The organism is Rickettsiales bacterium, from assembly GCA_029252805.1.
Classification (GTDB): Bacteria; Pseudomonadota; Alphaproteobacteria; order Rickettsiales; family JALZUV01; genus JALZUV01.
In genome coordinates this window covers 1-15,358 of the sequence record JAQXAR010000003.1, presented here as the reverse complement: position 1 = coordinate 15,358, position 15,358 = coordinate 1, and the positions used below count along the sequence as shown (strand labels likewise).

Genomic DNA, 15,358 nt, shown 5'->3' with positions numbered 1-15,358 from the left:
AACATGGCAGAACTACCGTTCTGTTACTGGGCCAGTTTGTCTTTCAATACATTTTAGCGCTTCAGATAAATAAATAATACTCAAAACGCTCTCTAAAAAATATTCTGGTACAATTGCTCTCTTTCCATAGCGATCTTGCTCTATTATCAACCCTTGCAGTTCGCCTTCCTTCATTGAAACCAAAGGAGTCGCATCCTCTATTTTTTTAACCACTCCAACGCTTCACCCCGAGCAATGATCGACGCATCCCCGTCAGGTATTGAGATCAACCCCTGCTTAATAAATGCCTCTGCCATGAAAGCTCTGGCACGATAATCTGGCTCATCCATAAATCGATCCTAGCAGAGAAATATTAACTAAACCTTACCGGCGGCCAAATAAACGCTCAATATCTTTGAGCTTGAGCTCTACGTAGGTTGGGCGTCCGTGGTTACATTGACCAGAATACGGCGTTGCTTCCATCTGACGCAGCAACGCATTCATCTCGTCAATATTAAGTTTGCGCCCCGCCCTCACAGAGCCATGACAGGCGATCGTGCCACAAATATCTTCCATCCGGTCGCGTAATTTAAGCGCCTCGCCAAATTCATCCAACTCATCGACCATATCGCGGATAAGCCCCTGAACATCGCCCTCACCCATCAAGGCCGGCACTTCACGAACCACCACCGCACCTGAACCAAAGTCATCCATGATCAAACCGAGTTCGGCTAATTCCTCTTTTCGTGCCAATAAATTCGCCGCACCATCAACACTCAATTCCACCACTTCAGGTAATAAAAGTGGTTGAGTTTTCACGCCCTCTTTCGCGATCTGCGCCTTCATACGCTCATAAACTAAACGCTCATGTGCGGCATGTTGATCAACAATAACAATGCCTTCTGTCGTTTGCGCGACAATATACGTTTCATGTAGCTGCGCGCGGGCCAAGCCGAGTGGCAAATCCGTCGAGGGCGCTGGCACCGATTCATCTTGCGAGTCAAGCACCTCCAATGCCTGCATCGCAACCGCCGCAGAAGAGGGGCGCCCCGCCCCATGGCTCGCCGGATTATACGCATAATTCACCGGCTGGTGGAAACCCATTGCCGCTTGCGCCTGCATCTGCTCCGGCTGGATTTTACGCAGCGCATCGTAAGCCACTGTGGTACTGGCCTGATGGCCCGACGCCGCCAGCGCCTCACGCAATCCTCGTAAAATCATAGAGCGAACCGATTGCGCATCGCGAAAACGCACCTCCGCTTTCGCTGGATGTACATTCACATCGACCATTTGCGGAGGCACTTCGACAAATAATACCAAAACCGGATGACGGTCGCGCGCAAGAAAATCCTGATAAGCCGCCCGCACCACGCCAAGCAGCAAACGATCACGCACAGGACGCCCATTAACGAATAAATATTGCTGTAAACTACTGCCACGATTATAGGTTGGTAGCCCGGCAAAACCCGAGAGAGAGAGACCGTCACGCTCCCCCTCCACCAACACAGAATTTTGTGCAAACTCTTTGCCTAAGATTTGGGATAATCTTTGTTTCATCGAATCGTCATCACTCGACTTGTTCGGGTGATCCATGGATTTCTCGGATAAACCGAGCAACGATGAATTTATTCTTGAGGCTTCCGCTTTCCAGCCCCTACCCTCATGGCTAAAACTAAAACCAATTCCGGGATTTGCCATCGCAATACGCTTCAGAATATCGCTGATCGCCGACGTCTCCGAGCGCTCCGTTTTCATAAAGTTCAAGCGCGCCGGCGTGGCATAAAATAAATCATGCACCTCAATTCGCGTGCCCACAGCATGAGCCGCAGGCGTTGCTTGTGAAACTTCACCTCCCCCGACAGAAATGCTCCACGCCTCGTCAGCTCCTTTGGCACGACTGGTCAGTTTCATTCGACTAATCGAACCAATAGAAGGGAGCGCCTCTCCCCGAAAACCCAGCCATTGCACCATTAATAAATCATCATCGGGAAGCTTCGAGGTCGCATGACGTTGAATGGCTAATTCCAGTTCCTCGCGGGCCATTCCCTTGCCATTATCGGAAATAATAATTTCGCGTTTGCCGCCGCCTTTAACGGAAACATCAATAGACGTCGCCCGCGCATCGATAGCATTCTCAACCAATTCCTTCACCACCGAAGCAGGCCGCTCCACCACTTCACCTGCGGCAATACGGTTAACGGTGTTATTAGGCAATATACGAATGGCGTTCATACTGTTTTATATCGCGATTAGGTATAAAAACCTAGCCTCGATTCAGAAAAATATTACACTCACCCTATGGTAATAGACATCATTATTTGCATTGCACTTACCGCTTTTGGCACGCTTATAGGTATGGATAAAGTTCACGATATTCGCGACTATATCGGCCCCGCTCTCATTTTAGGTGCCTGTGCTTACGCGCTATGGCTCGGATTTAATCTATTTGCCCTCATTATTGGTGCAGTGTTTTTAATAAAAGTCTTAATTCGTTAAAAAGCGGGTGTCTCGAGCGCTTGATTTGATTTTTCTTCTAGGTCTTGGAATTTCTCTGTGACCGCTTCAAGTTTCTCTTCTGCTTTATCAGCCTCGGTCTGCTGACGCTCTAACAGTTTAATTTTTTTCTTCAATTCGGCTGTTCTTGCTGCGTGCTTAACTTTAACTTCTTCTGCCATTTCTTCACATGCTGAGGGATTAAAGGTACAGCCCACCATCGCCCAAAGTGTCGGACTGGTTGCCACACCTACACAAGAAAGCACGGTTCCAACAATGGCCAAAGTTCCGCCTTTCCTGACAAGACCGATCACTCCCAATACCAATCCCGGAAAGGATAATATTCCCATAAGCGGCACCATACTCAGGCCACCAAAAATAATACTTAATAACCCCAGAACAGATATTTTCTTTTCTGTGTTATGACTTTTTTCGGTCATTATATTCTCCGTAAATAAATAATTAAATTGCAGCTTTCATAATCGATTTGCTGCCATTGGTGATTTTCAACAATAAGCTTACACAGTCCGGCAATTGACGCTGCATAAAAAAGCGCGCCGTATCGAGTTTCGCTTCATAAAATTCTTTTGAGTGTAGGCCGTCGCCACTTTCAATTTTTTCTAATGCTAGTTTCGCCTGACGCGCCCATACATAACCCATCACACAAAGTGCAAACATACGTAGATATTCTGTTGCACCGGCTGCCGGGTCATTGGGATTTCCCATTCCAGTTTTGGCCAACCAAAGCGTTGCATTTTGAAGGTGCTTTATATTCTGATACAATGGCTTAGTAAATTCAGCCATTCCCTCAACCACACGATTTTCTTCAATAAATTCCGTAACAGGATGGAAGAAAACACGCGCATATTTACCAAATTTATAAGGCAACTTCCGACCAATTAAATCGAGCCCCTGAATTCCATTCGTTCCTTCATAAATCATCGCAATACGGGCATCGCGCGTATATTGCTCTACGCCATATTCTTTAATGTAACCAAAACCGCCATGCACCTGCATCGCCTCACTTGAAACGGCAAAACCCATATCGGTATAATACGCTTTAATGATCGGCGTCATTAGTTGCATCCAATGATCAGCCTGTTCTTTATCTTCCTCATTATCCGAACGTTTCAGAATATCCAATTTCAATGCCGTTTCCAAAGCCAATGCTCGCGCACCCTCCGTAAAACTCTTCATTGTCAATAACATGCGGCGTACATCCGGATGCACAATAATCGGATCGGCGGCTTTTTCGGGAGCCGCAGGCCCACCTTTTAACGCACGCCCCTGAAGCCGCTCTTGCGCGTAAGCTTTCGCATTCTGCCAAGAAACCTCGGCAAGCCCAAGCCCTTGAATTCCAACAAGTAATCTTGCCTCGTTCATCATAGTGAACATAGCCTTCAAGCCTTTATTAGGCTCACCCACTAAATACCCTTTAGCATTATCATAATTCATCACACAGGTTGGCGAGGCATGGATACCCATTTTATGCTCGATGCTTTCACAGCGCACACCGTTACGATCGCCTAGCGAGCCATCTTCATTGACCATCACTTTCGGAACAAGGAACAAACTAATACCCCTCACGCCTTCCGGAGCGTCCGGTAATTTCGCTAATACCAGATGAATAATATTTTCGGTTTTATCTTGTTCACCAGAGGAAATAAAAATCTTGCCGCCGGTAATATTAAACGACCCGTCATTAGCCGGCTCCGCTTTGGTATAAATCAGCCCTAAGTCAGTTCCACAGTGCGGTTCTGTCAGACACATCACGCCCGACCACTCCCCTGTCACCATTTTTGGTAAATAGGTTTGTTTCAATTCGTCACTCGCAAAATGGTGAATGGCACTATAAGCGCCGTGACTCAAACCCGGCGTCATACCAAATGCCAGATTACTTGAGCAAGTCATCTCAATCATTGGCATATTTAATACTTCCGGAAGCCCCTGCCCGCCATATTTTGAATCACAGGTAAAGCTCATCCACCCGGCATCACAATATTGTTTGTAAGCTTCTTTGAATCCGGCCGGTGTGATGACCTTGCCATCATCGTATTTTAATCCCTCTTCATCACCTGACTGATTAAGCGGGAAAATCACATTTTCACAAAATTTTGCCGCCTCATCTAACAGTGGCGTCACAAGTTCTCTGGCATCAGCAAATCCATCAAGAGACTGATACTCATCAATCTTTAGGTATTCGCGAATCAGATATTCAAAATCTTCTAAGGGGGCATTATAGCTAGGCATGGGCGTGTTCTTTCACCAATGAGTTGATTACATTCAACTTCACCCTAATCGATAATTCTCAAGAATGTGTTAAGATTCTGTCCTAAATTCCTAGAAAGTAGATAGCGAACTAAGCGGCGTCACCCAGACGACGCAAAATCATATCCAATTCTTCGAGAGACTCGTAGTTGGTGACGATTTCGCCTTGCTGGCCACCGAAATCATTTATCTGAACTTTAAGTCCCAGACTTTCTGCTAACGTTTCTTCAAGAGCCAAAATATCTTCATTCTTCTCAATTGCTTGGCGTGACATGACCGCAGAAGAAGGCGATGATTTTGCCTTTAACTTAGAAGCCTCAGATGTTTCGCCTTTGGCAAGTTTCTCCGTTTGGCGAACATTTAAATTCTTTGCGACGACTTGTTTTGCAAGTTCAACCGCATTTTCAGCGGTCATCAAAGCTCGTGCATGTCCGATACTCAAATTTCCTGCTTCAAGCATCACCTTAATTTCATCTGGCAAGCTTAACAAACGCAATAGATTTGCAATGTGACTCCGACTCTTACCAACTGCACCGGCTAGCTGCTCTTGAGTGTAATTGAATTCTTCAATTAATTGTTGATAACCAGCCGCTTCTTCCAAGCCAGAAAGGTCTTCACGTTGGATATTCTCGACCAAAGCTAGTTCTAAAGCCTGCTGGTCGGTCATCACACGAATAATAGCCGGCACCGAATCAAGGCCTATACGCTTTGAGGCACGCCAACGACGCTCACCCGCAATAATTTCGTAGGCGACATCACCTTCGGCTTCAACTGGGCGTACAACAATCGGCTGCATCACTCCATTTTGAGCAATTGATGCCGCTAGTTCACCCAGCTCACCTTCTTCAAAACTCTTACGCGGTTGATATTTCCCTGAACGAATTTTATGAACATCCAAGTTATTTAATTTATTCAACTTCTCTTTGCTCTCTGGAGCATCGCTATATTCTTCATCCATCAAGGCTGAGAGGCCTTTTCCTAATTTTGTTTGAGACATATTACGCCGCCATTTTTACTGTTAGTTTTTTGAATTTATTTCGTTTAATCATCTCTTTTGCCAGAGCAATATAAGCCTGCGAACCGGCGCAATGCATATCATAAAGAATAGATGGCATTCCATATGACGGGGCCTCCGAAACACGAACGTTTCGTGGAATAACCGTTTCGTAAACTTGTGAGCCCAAATAGGCCCGAACATCTTGTTCAATATTTTCGGTCAGTTTATTACGCCGATCATACATAGTGAGAACAACCCCATCGACCTTTAAAGCATCATTATAGCGAGATTGAACAATCTTGATTGTTTTCAAAAGATGGCTCAATCCTTCCAAAGCATAAAACTCACATTGCAACGGAATCAGAACTTTATTTGCTGCCGCTAAGGCATTGAGAGTTAATAAACTTAAAGAGGGCGGGCAATCAATAACAATGGTGTGATAATCACCCTCTGCAACCAATTTTGCCAATGCCATGCGCAAACGAAATTCGCGTTTCCGCATCGGCGCCAATTCTAAATCAGCACCCGATAAATCAATCGTTGCCGGGATAACATCTAGCTTTGGGATCGATGTTTTTAGGAGCGCCTTGCGCGGATCTTGGCCATGAATCAATAAATCATAGCTGGTTATTTTACGGTCCTTGCGTTCGATACCAAGGCCTGTGCTAGCATTTCCTTGAGGATCCAGATCAATCACACACACCTTTTTGCCAATCGCGGCCAAACCTGTTGCCAGGTTAATCGCTGTCGTTGTCTTACCAACTCCGCCTTTTTGATTTACAATACCCAATACTGTGGTCATTGATTCCCTACTTTTTTCTTATTTTTCTTATTCTTAGCAACGCACCATCTCCAGAGAGGCTGGGAATGACTTCTTTCTCATATTCCCAAAAGCGAGAAGCTTCTTCACATTCTTTAACGTAATTTCGCCCTTTGGGAAAGAGGCAAGTTGAGTCTTCTAATAAAAAAGGGCGAACATAGCCAAACAAATCATTCAATGGCGCAAGAGCTCGAGCGACAATAATAGCCCCCTCCAGTTCACATTTCTCAATGCGCTGATTCTCAACTTCTGCATGAGTAAGCTTTAGCTCATGGATGCAGTGCTTTAAAAAGAGCGATTTGCGTCTATCTGATTCAACGAGGGTTATTGGGTTTGGCATCATAACTGCCAGGACAATTCCCGGAAGACCTCCCCCACTTCCCAAATCAAGAATCCGTTTGCTCGCGTCAGAATCAACATAATTCGCCATCTGCGCACTGTCGATGATGTGTCTATGCCACAGGTTCTCATTGCTGGAAACGAGGTTAATAGCGCTCCCCCACTCTTCTAACAGCTCAACGTAACGCAAAAGCCTCAAATGTGTTTCACGTGAAACACTTATAGATTTTGTGAATTCTTCGTATTCCATTACGCGACCTTTCGTTTCCGCAAAGCGACAAGAATCGCCGCAACCGCAGAAGGTGTAATCCCTTCAATTCGCTTCACTTGTGACATCGCTTCAGGACGAGCCAAGGACAACTTTTCGGAGAGCTCGGAAGACAATCCATTAATCGCCCAATAATCAAAGCCGTCCGGAAGGCGTACATTCTGCATTTCTTCAAATGCCACAACCTCATGATTATGGCGAGCCTCAAACGCAGCATAGAGAGAGTCATTTTCCAATGCCCGTCGGATCACCGGGGGTATAGCCTTAAAAGCCGGACTAATCGCTTCAGCATCCTCCCAACCCATCAGCCGGTGAGCTATTAATTCTGAAATAGCACGCCGACGACCATCTTGCTTCACCTCTATTCCATGCTTAACCAATTCAGTCGGGGCCATCATAACCTGAGCCATGACCGATTTCCATTGCTGAATTTCTTCATTTTTCACGGCAAACAACTCCCACCGGCTATCATCAACCAGATTCAGCTCTCGACCCCTTTGGGTCAATCGACGGTCGGCATTATCTTGGCGAAGGATCAATCGATGCTCCGCTCGAGAAGTAAACATTCGATAGGGCTCACTCGCCCCCAGAGCCGTCAAATCATCAATCATCACCCCGATATAAGACTCTTTTCGAGAGAGGGTGAGCGACTGATTGCTAAAACTCAGCGCCGCATTTGCACCCGCAACAAGGCCCTGCCCACCCGCCTCCTCATATCCGGTTGTTCCATTAATCTGCCCCGCCATATACAGACCTGGAATCCTTTTCAGCTCTAAGGTGGAGCGCAATTCGCGAGGGTCAACATAATCATACTCAACTGCATAACCATATTGGATGATTTTTGCCTTTTCTAAGGCTGGAATAGACTGAATGAAAGCATCTTGTGTTCCACGTGGCAAAGAAGTGGATAGTCCATTAGGGTAGACCAAATTAGAATTTAGGCCTTCTGGCTCCAAGAATATTTGATGTGTTTCTTTATCTGCAAAACGTGAAATCTTATCCTCAATCGACGGACAATACCGAGGGGCCGCCCCTGAAATCTTTCCTCCATATATAGCAGATAAATGAATATTCTCTTCTATAACTTTCTTTGTCTCTAGGGACGTTCTGGTAATATGGCACGGAATTTGCGGAATCGAAATCTCTGTAGTTAAGAACGAGAATGGACTCGGGGAATCATCTCCGGGCTGAGATTCACATCGGTTATAATCAATTGTTTCACGATCTAAGCGGGGAGGGGTTCCCGTTTTCAAGCGACCCATCCTTAATTTTAGATCATACAACCTCTTGGCCAAAGATAGAGAGGGGCGCTCTCCTATACGACCGGCACCTTCTGACTCATGGCCAAAATGAATAACGCCATTCAAGAAGGTGCCGGTTGTTAGAACAACTTTTGAGGCCTTTATATCTTCACCATTCGACAACTTCACCCCTAGCACAACACTACCTTCAATCAAAAGATCGGCTACTTCGTCTTCGCGGATTGACAGATTCAGATGATTAAAGAGAATTTCCTGAACCGCATTTCGATATAATTCACGGTCTGCCTGAGCGCGGGGGCCCCAGACAGCCGGCCCCTTACTCGCATTTAACATTTTATAGTGAATGCCGGCGCGATCAATCGCACGCCCCATAACACCGCCCAGAGCGTCAATCTCTTTAACTAGCGTACCCTTGCCAACTCCGCCAATAGCAGGATTGCAGGACATTACACCCACAGTTTCCGCCTTATGTGTCACCAGTAGCGTACGCGCGCCAATACGTGCTGAGGCGCTTGCAGCCTCAGTTCCGGCATGTCCGCCGCCAATTATAATTACATCAAATTTGTTTTCCATGTTTCACGTGAAACGTTTTTGTTCCGCCTCAGGACGAGGCTATATCATGACTGATTGATAAAATACAGGACAGAGTATGAGTCTGTAAGACTATTTCCCAATACAGAATGAACTAAAAATAATATCTAAAAGATCCTCAACGCTATGAGAACCAATAATGTCACCGAGCACTGTCGCAGCCTCTCTTAAATGTTCCGCTCTAATTTCTAGAGCGGAGGATTCATCAAATAGCTCTAATGCCTTGAGCGAATCTTGGAGTAATTGTCGGTGACGTTGGTGAAGGGCAAAACAGTCAGATGCTGGTAACTTATTTTCCAAATCTCGACTCATAGCATCCATCAGCTCATCAAGCCCATCAAGTGATCGGGTGCTAATTTGATAATCAGATTCAAATACAGGGCAGGGCGCCAGGTCAATTTTCGTCGCAATTCGATAGATGGGAGCCTCGGAAACAATCACATCTTCACTCTGCATATCCTCAGCATCTCTCAAATAGAGAATAATATCTGCCTCTTTGGCTCTAAGCCTCGCCTTGGCCACGCCTTGCTGCTCAATCGCGTCCTCCGACTCTCTCAAGCCCGCCGTATCTATTAATGTAACCGGCAATCCATTTATTTCACATCCAATTTCTATCAAATCACGGGTTGTTCCAGGTATGTCCGTCACTATTGCCGCTTCTCGCTTCACAATTGCATTAAGTAAACTCGACTTTCCACTATTCGGCTTACCCATCAATAGGACAACAAACCCCTCCCTCAAACGCTCTGCTGATTGTCCGGACGAAAGTTGGTACGTAATTTCTTCTTTCAAAGACACAATAGATTCATCAATCTGACGCGTCACTTCCTCAGGGATCTCTTCCTCAGGGAAATCAATATAAGCCTCTATCAATGCCATTGGCTCTAGAACTCTATTGCGGAGCGCTTCAAAGAAGTCAGCTGCATGACCTTGAGTGAGTCGAGAAGCCTGAATACGCTGACGTTCCGTCTCAGCATTGATAATATCTACCAGCCCTTCCGCTTCTGTAAGGTCCATTTTCTGATTCAGAAAAGCCCGTTGAGAAAACTCTCCTGGCTTTGCTAAACGAAAAGAGGAAAGGGCTGAAAGCTCCTTCATCATGCGGTTCATGATTGCCACACCTCCATGCATCTGGAATTCAATGATATCTTCACCCGTGAAGCTGAGTGGCCCTTGAAAGAAGAGCATTAATCCAGAATCTATAAATTCTTCATCCACTTTGAAAGAATGTAAGATCGCATGTCGGGGCGTAGGGGGTTCCGTTCTTCCAAAATGCTCGCATGCCTTTAGAGCATCCTTTCCTGAAATTCTAAGAACCGAGACTCCGGCACGGCCAGATGCTGTCGCTCTGGCAAAGATCGTATCTAATTCACTCATAAAGCCTCCCCCAATGAAGCATTGACCAAATTGCGTGTATATTCTTGTTTCGGGTTCTCAAATATTTGCTTTGCCGAACCCTGCTCGACTAGTTTTCCGGCCTGCATCACTATCACTTCATGACAAACCGCGCGAACTACCTGCAAATCATGACTGATGAAAAGAAAACTCACGCCTGTTTTATTCTGCAAATCCCTAAGTAATTCAACAATTTGAGCCTGTACGGTCACATCTAGGGCTGATGTCGGCTCATCCATAACGACGATTTCTGGCTTTAAAATCATCGCACGGGCAATCGCGATGCGCTGCCGCTGCCCACCAGAAAACTCATGCGGATACCGGTCCAACATATCAGCTGATAACCCCAGCCCTTCCAATGACTTAGCAGACAAGACTCGGCGGTTTTCACGAGAAAGCTTGGGTTGATGAACCCTTAACCCCTCACCGATAATTTCACCAATCGATAAGCGCGGGTTTAAACTCCCAAAAGGGTCTTGGAAAACAATTTGTAATTTTGAACGTAAGCTCTGAAGCTCAGATGCGGAAAAATTCGAAATATCTTCTCCCATAAAGACAATCTTCCCGGATGCCTTTTGCAAATGAAGCAAAGCCATCGCAAGCGTCGTTTTACCGGAACCAGACTCTCCGACAATTCCCAAAGACTGCCCCTTCTTAATTTCTAACGAAATCTCATTTGCTGCTATATTCCAGTGAGTTACTTTGCCCCATAGGTTCTTCTTCGATGCAAACTTAACGCTAACGTCTTTTGCACTCATCACAATATTCCCTTCAAAAGCGGGAGCGGGAGGCTCTCCCTTGGGACGAGAATCTAATAATAAACGCGAATATTCATGTTTGGGCTTTTTAAAGAAAGTTTTCACACACGAGGTTTCAATTAATTCGCCTTGCTTTAATACGGCAACTCGATCAGCCATTTGCTCAACAATTTTCAAATCATGCGTAATAAATAATATCGATAGATTTCGCTCTTTTTGTATCTTTTTCAGCAGCCTAAGTATCTGGACCTGAAGTGTCACATCGACGGCGGTTGTCGGTTCATCGGCCAATAATAGTTCCGGTTCACACGCAATCGCCATTGCAATCATCACACGCTGACGCTCTCCTCCCGATAATTGATGTGGATAGGCACTTAGACGTGATTTTAGTTTACCCAACCCCACCTCTTCTAAGAGTGCGTGAATTTGCTCTAACCGCTCTGACTTCTTACTTAAGGGTTGATGCCGCTCTAATATCTCTGTGATTTGCTTACCGATGGTATGAAGCGGGTTTAGCGCTGTCATCGGCTCCTGAAAGATCATTGCAATACGTGAACCTCGTATTTTCTGCATCTCTCGTTCTGTTTTTGTATGAACCTCCTCACCTTGGAAGACAAACTGACCCTTTGTTTGCGCTGATCTCGGCAAAAGCTTCATTAATGAAAGCGCCGTAAGAGACTTGCCTGAGCCAGACTCTCCCACCAAAGCGAGGGTTTCGCCCTCTTGAATCTCAAAATCAACCCCTTTCACCGCAAAAGCAGTGCCGCCCTCAGGTTTAGCAAATGAAATGGATAGGTTTTTTACAGATACAAACATCGTCGCAGATTAACGAAATTAGCATGTTTTTCACCCTATTTCTCAATCCAATCGGACCATGATCTCGTTTCTCAGCGAGAAGGGGCAACTCTTTGCGTGCCTCAGGTTATGGTTTAATCGTATTCAGCGTCGTTGCGTAAGCCGATTTGATAAGCTGTTCTTTACGTGACGTCGTAAGTTCAAAGTCTTTCCCATCCACGCCATCTCGGTCTAAAGGTATGATTCTACACATTAAATGGGGATTATTTGCGCGGATTTTTCCTCTCTCATGAAAACGTGCTGTCGCCTCATCCATCAGCCTCAAACCGACCTCACGTGAGGTTCTATCTTCACTACCATGTTTCTCTATATATTTTCTTCCGACCGCTGTTGCAATGAGGCTCGTCAACTTCTTTGAGGCCCACCCCACCTTTGGAGTATGGCTCACTTCTTGTGGTTTATCTGGGAAATACTCACTTACGAACCCCAGCACTCTGTTATTCGGAATTCCCTCTTCATCCATTGAAGTCATCGGAATCGGTTGAGTGAAGCCACCATCAGTATAACTGCGCACTACCCCCTTATCATCTTCAATTTGAACATTGCGGAACACAAACGGATAAGAAGCAGATGCGCGAACTGCACTTGCTAAAGTGAGATTTGGGGTGTTTTTCTCGTTAAAAAGGGCCGAATGTTCACTTTTATTGCCTCTTTCGTCTTCTTTTACTTCTGCTGCTGCGACTTCTAAAGATCGAAAACTAGCGGCCACTTCCATCATTCTAGCAATGGATTCTTTTGGTGTTCCACATTCAAAATCATATGTGAACTGGGAGCGATCGAGTGAATGACGGCGGAAATGTAATTTATGCTCCATCGCCCATTTGTATTTTTCTTCAAAGAATGTCCTATTTCCTGCTTCAGCTTGCTTGCGATATTCTTCTAAGTCAGCGAATGAGAGCGCATCTTGGCCAATGCGTCTTGCACAAAGGTTACTAACCCACCGACGCATTTCAGCCCCGCTGAAGATCCCGTCACGTTTAAAATTTTGACGCATTTGCCTTAGCCAGCGACCATTGGTACGGCAAAAGGATCTAAAATCTTGATTTAGTGCGATAGACTCAAGTTCAGCGCCCCGGTAACCAAGAGCGGCCCCTAGAGCCACAATTGAACCAGAGGACGTTCCCGAGAATCGCTTAACCTTCCCCAACAGGCCTTGCTCATGCAAAGCCCGCAACGCACCCGTATAAACAACGCCCGTCACCCCCGCGCCTTCAAGTGCCACCATTTCAATATTCTGTAAATCGGCCGTCAGAACGGGCCAGTCATCAGGCCGTAGGGTAATTTTGGGTTTTTGTTCTAAAGGGGCAACCATGCATCCATTATAACGTGAAAATGTTAAGAAACTCTAAGCAGAGAGCGGCTTTACGAAGATTCTTTGCCGGGCAGCATCCGCAACAAGATGCCATCTTTCAAAATGAAATGGTGATAGAGCGACGCGCCTAAATGTAGCATAATCACGGCGATCAGTGCCCAGCTCCCCCATTCATGCAAATCATGCATCAATGAACCCAGTTCTTTATCTTTCCCAACAATCGCCGGAATCTTCAAACCAAAAACAGAAACCGGATGTCCTCCCGCAGAAGACATCGTCCAACCAATAAGCGGCATCGCAAACATAAGCACATAAAGTACGATATGAGTGACATGAGCGGCTATTTTGTGCATTTTCAGAGTATTTTGGGGCAATTCGGGTGGTTTTCTCATGATTCGCCATATCAGGCGCAACGTCACCAATCCCAGCACAATAATACCAAACGCCTTATGCCATCCGTAAAAAACATATTTATCAGGCTTGGGCATATCAACCATGATCAGGCCGAGCGCCAACAGGCCAATCATGATTAGCGCCACAATCCAATGAAATCCAATGGCAATTTTATTATAGCGCTGCATTTTTACTGAACCGAATCGGCACCCTGTTTGTTAAATTTACCGATATTACCGATTAATTGCTCGATAAAGCCGTATTCTTGACCCTCTGTCGGTGTTGCGCGATCTGAAAAGCTTACCTGACGTGTATCTGATTGATCATAGTTGCGCACATCATCCACTGTATCACCGGAGAAAGTGAGGCGAAGCACATGGCTATCCACCACTTCAGGCGCAAAAAAACCAACGCCCTCTTTGCGCTGCGCGACATAATACCACGCTTTATCAGCAAACTGCCCAACCGCTGAAGGCGTGCCCAAAAGCTCTATCACCTCTGCGCGTGTAGTCTCATCCGGTGTAATTTGCTCAGCCGCCTCTACCAGCTGCTGCTTGCCACGCTCCGATATTTTCGGATCGCACGCACTCAATAACAGTACGGCCATTGACCCTGCTAAAACTATCTGCCAAAAACGAGCCATGTCATCCTCTTCATTTCTCTCAACGCTAAAACATATTGCACAGTTCTTTCTACCCGATGCACGCGAGCAAGCAATGCTAATTTATGGCGAGCTACACGAACAGGCAAGAGATCCGTGGTTTTACGAGACGGCCAACGTACCCGATACACTCGATGGCCGCTTTGAGATGCTGATTCTCCACATTTTCTTATGGATTAACCGTATGAAGCAGGAAAATAACTATGTTCAGGCTTATGAGCCCGTGACCAAACAACTGCTAGAAGTGCTGTTTGACGATATGGATACGGTTCTGCGTGAACTCGGCGTGGGTGATACCGGTGTTTCACGCCGTATTAAGGCGATGGGGCAAGCGCTCTATGGCAGGGTGGAAGCCTATGAAGATGCTTTGGAGAGCAAGGAGGCCATCCACGAAGCCATCCAGAAGAATGTTTACGCCGGCAAGGGCGATGCGGATGATATTAACCTGCTGCAGCTTTATCTCGGCCATATCACCGATCACCTGAACCATTATGACGCTGCCAGACTTGCCGAAGGCAGCCTAGAACTCCCCAGTCTTGATGATTTGATGGAACAGGCCTAATCCGCCTCTTTTACAGACTGAGCGCCGCTAACACGCATAATTGTCATCAAACCGTAACATTTATCCACAGGCAAATCGGGTATAGTCTTCGGGTATTACTTATGTCTCTTTTCATTTATGCCGGAAATCTATCCCGCACCCCAACAACGAGTTTGATTATTCCCGCATCTATGTCAGGCATAATTAATACATTTCAAGAATTTTCCTCAGGTCGGAATTTTCAATCTTAGAAATCTAATTCTTTTGGGGCTGACACCTAATAATGTTCTTTGAGCAACTTTTTCAGGTCTGCCAGTAAGTCACTTGGTGTGCCCATATTAAACCTCCACTCACATTCTTTCAAGAACAGATTAAAATGCTCTTTTGGTACGCCATTGAACTTGCGAAGATGGCGTTTTGCCTGAT

17 protein-coding genes are annotated in these 15,358 nt (G+C 45.8%); 2 read left to right on the top strand and 15 right to left on the bottom strand.

The window, feature by feature from the left end:
• Positions 1 to 12: 12 nt before the first annotated feature.
• The 3 genes from P8P30_00305 to mutL are packed head-to-tail and all read right to left on the bottom strand — an operon-like array spanning position 13 to position 2,211.
• On the bottom strand, positions 13 to 213 hold the full coding sequence (locus P8P30_00305) for a hypothetical protein (GenBank protein ID MDG1285987.1): 201 nt from the start codon (positions 211 to 213) through the stop codon (positions 13 to 15).
• On the bottom strand, positions 198 to 329 hold the full coding sequence (locus tag P8P30_00300; protein MDG1285986.1) for a hypothetical protein: 132 nt from the start codon (positions 327 to 329) through the stop codon (positions 198 to 200). The genes P8P30_00305 and P8P30_00300 overlap by 16 nt, the downstream gene beginning before the upstream one ends.
• Positions 330 to 363: 34 nt before the next feature.
• Positions 364 to 2,211: a DNA mismatch repair endonuclease MutL gene (gene mutL / locus P8P30_00295; protein MDG1285985.1), complete on the bottom strand. Its 1,848-nt coding sequence runs from the start codon at positions 2,209 to 2,211 to the stop codon at positions 364 to 366.
• Between the two features lie 66 nt (positions 2,212 to 2,277).
• Between mutL and P8P30_00290 the strand changes: the two genes are divergently transcribed.
• The gene (locus tag P8P30_00290) at positions 2,278 to 2,475 is read left to right on the top strand and encodes a hypothetical protein (protein ID MDG1285984.1); all 198 of its coding nucleotides are present in this window, start codon (positions 2,278 to 2,280) and stop codon (positions 2,473 to 2,475) included.
• Here the strand turns inward: P8P30_00290 and P8P30_00285 are convergent.
• From P8P30_00285 to bamE, 11 genes are all read right to left on the bottom strand, one after another.
• Positions 2,472 to 2,912 (bottom strand): hypothetical protein, encoded by a 441-nt coding sequence (locus tag P8P30_00285; GenBank protein ID MDG1285983.1) that lies wholly within the window; start codon positions 2,910 to 2,912, stop codon positions 2,472 to 2,474. The genes P8P30_00290 and P8P30_00285 overlap by 4 nt on opposite strands.
• A gap of 22 nt (positions 2,913 to 2,934) precedes the next feature.
• Complete coding sequence (locus tag P8P30_00280) at positions 2,935 to 4,722, bottom strand: acyl-CoA dehydrogenase C-terminal domain-containing protein (GenBank protein MDG1285982.1); 1,788 nt, start codon at positions 4,720 to 4,722, stop codon at positions 2,935 to 2,937.
• 109 nt (positions 4,723 to 4,831) lie between these two features.
• Positions 4,832 to 5,737: a ParB/RepB/Spo0J family partition protein gene (locus P8P30_00275; protein ID MDG1285981.1), complete on the bottom strand. Its 906-nt coding sequence runs from the start codon at positions 5,735 to 5,737 to the stop codon at positions 4,832 to 4,834.
• Position 5,738: 1 nt separating this feature from the next.
• The gene (locus P8P30_00270; protein ID MDG1285980.1) at positions 5,739 to 6,539 is read right to left on the bottom strand and encodes a ParA family protein; all 801 of its coding nucleotides are present in this window, start codon (positions 6,537 to 6,539) and stop codon (positions 5,739 to 5,741) included.
• Between the two features lie 7 nt (positions 6,540 to 6,546).
• Positions 6,547 to 7,146, bottom strand: a complete 600-nt coding sequence (gene rsmG / locus P8P30_00265) for a 16S rRNA (guanine(527)-N(7))-methyltransferase RsmG (GenBank protein MDG1285979.1) — start codon at positions 7,144 to 7,146, stop codon at positions 6,547 to 6,549.
• Complete coding sequence (gene mnmG / locus P8P30_00260; GenBank protein MDG1285978.1) at positions 7,146 to 8,999, bottom strand: tRNA uridine-5-carboxymethylaminomethyl(34) synthesis enzyme MnmG; 1,854 nt, start codon at positions 8,997 to 8,999, stop codon at positions 7,146 to 7,148. The genes rsmG and mnmG overlap by 1 nt, the downstream gene beginning before the upstream one ends.
• 90 nt (positions 9,000 to 9,089) lie before the next feature.
• On the bottom strand, positions 9,090 to 10,394 hold the full coding sequence (gene mnmE, locus P8P30_00255; GenBank protein ID MDG1285977.1) for a tRNA uridine-5-carboxymethylaminomethyl(34) synthesis GTPase MnmE: 1,305 nt from the start codon (positions 10,392 to 10,394) through the stop codon (positions 9,090 to 9,092).
• Entirely contained in the window at positions 10,391 to 11,986 is a 1,596-nt protein-coding gene (locus tag P8P30_00250) for a dipeptide ABC transporter ATP-binding protein (GenBank protein MDG1285976.1), read from the bottom strand. The genes mnmE and P8P30_00250 overlap by 4 nt, the downstream gene beginning before the upstream one ends.
• A gap of 106 nt (positions 11,987 to 12,092) precedes the next feature.
• Positions 12,093 to 13,337, bottom strand: a complete 1,245-nt coding sequence (locus P8P30_00245) for a patatin-like phospholipase family protein (protein MDG1285975.1) — start codon at positions 13,335 to 13,337, stop codon at positions 12,093 to 12,095.
• Positions 13,338 to 13,387: 50 nt separating this feature from the next.
• Positions 13,388 to 13,918 (bottom strand): cytochrome b, encoded by a 531-nt coding sequence (locus P8P30_00240; GenBank protein ID MDG1285974.1) that lies wholly within the window; start codon positions 13,916 to 13,918, stop codon positions 13,388 to 13,390.
• 2 nt (positions 13,919 to 13,920) lie between these two features.
• Positions 13,921 to 14,373, bottom strand: a complete 453-nt coding sequence (gene bamE / locus P8P30_00235) for an outer membrane protein assembly factor BamE (protein ID MDG1285973.1) — start codon at positions 14,371 to 14,373, stop codon at positions 13,921 to 13,923.
• Here bamE and P8P30_00230 point away from each other — a divergent pair.
• Positions 14,372 to 14,953, top strand: a complete 582-nt coding sequence (locus P8P30_00230; protein ID MDG1285972.1) for a ubiquinol-cytochrome C chaperone family protein — start codon at positions 14,372 to 14,374, stop codon at positions 14,951 to 14,953. The genes bamE and P8P30_00230 overlap by 2 nt on opposite strands.
• Positions 14,954 to 15,209: 256 nt before the next feature.
• On the opposite strand, the gene P8P30_00225 is transcribed toward P8P30_00230, so the two are convergent.
• Positions 15,210 to 15,358 (bottom strand): IS1595 family transposase (locus P8P30_00225; protein MDG1285971.1); only part of this gene is annotated, 149 nt, incomplete at its 5' end.

What these genes read in the sequence shown, in the direction of transcription:
- P8P30_00300 (MDG1285986.1), bottom strand. Translation starts at nt 329, where the DNA reads ATGGATGAGCCAGATTATCGTGCCAGAGCTTTCATGGCAGAGGCATTT.
- mutL (MDG1285985.1), bottom strand. Translation starts at nt 2,211, where the DNA reads ATGAACGCCATTCGTATATTGCCTAATAACACCGTTAACCGTATTGCC.
- P8P30_00290 (MDG1285984.1), top strand. Translation starts at nt 2,278, where the DNA reads ATGGTAATAGACATCATTATTTGCATTGCACTTACCGCTTTTGGCACG.
- P8P30_00285 (MDG1285983.1), bottom strand. Translation starts at nt 2,912, where the DNA reads ATGACCGAAAAAAGTCATAACACAGAAAAGAAAATATCTGTTCTGGGG.
- P8P30_00280 (MDG1285982.1), bottom strand. Translation starts at nt 4,722, where the DNA reads ATGCCTAGCTATAATGCCCCCTTAGAAGATTTTGAATATCTGATTCGC.
- P8P30_00275 (MDG1285981.1), bottom strand. Translation starts at nt 5,737, where the DNA reads ATGTCTCAAACAAAATTAGGAAAAGGCCTCTCAGCCTTGATGGATGAA.
- P8P30_00270 (MDG1285980.1), bottom strand. Translation starts at nt 6,539, where the DNA reads ATGACCACAGTATTGGGTATTGTAAATCAAAAAGGCGGAGTTGGTAAG.
- rsmG (MDG1285979.1), bottom strand. Translation starts at nt 7,146, where the DNA reads ATGGAATACGAAGAATTCACAAAATCTATAAGTGTTTCACGTGAAACA.
- mnmG (MDG1285978.1), bottom strand. Translation starts at nt 8,999, where the DNA reads ATGGAAAACAAATTTGATGTAATTATAATTGGCGGCGGACATGCCGGA.
- mnmE (MDG1285977.1), bottom strand. Translation starts at nt 10,394, where the DNA reads ATGAGTGAATTAGATACGATCTTTGCCAGAGCGACAGCATCTGGCCGT.
- P8P30_00250 (MDG1285976.1), bottom strand. Translation starts at nt 11,986, where the DNA reads ATGTTTGTATCTGTAAAAAACCTATCCATTTCATTTGCTAAACCTGAG.
- P8P30_00245 (MDG1285975.1), bottom strand. Translation starts at nt 13,337, where the DNA reads ATGGTTGCCCCTTTAGAACAAAAACCCAAAATTACCCTACGGCCTGAT.
- P8P30_00240 (MDG1285974.1), bottom strand. Translation starts at nt 13,918, where the DNA reads ATGCAGCGCTATAATAAAATTGCCATTGGATTTCATTGGATTGTGGCG.
- P8P30_00230 (MDG1285972.1), top strand. Translation starts at nt 14,372, where the DNA reads ATGTCATCCTCTTCATTTCTCTCAACGCTAAAACATATTGCACAGTTC.
- bamE (MDG1285973.1), bottom strand. Translation starts at nt 14,373, where the DNA reads ATGGCTCGTTTTTGGCAGATAGTTTTAGCAGGGTCAATGGCCGTACTG.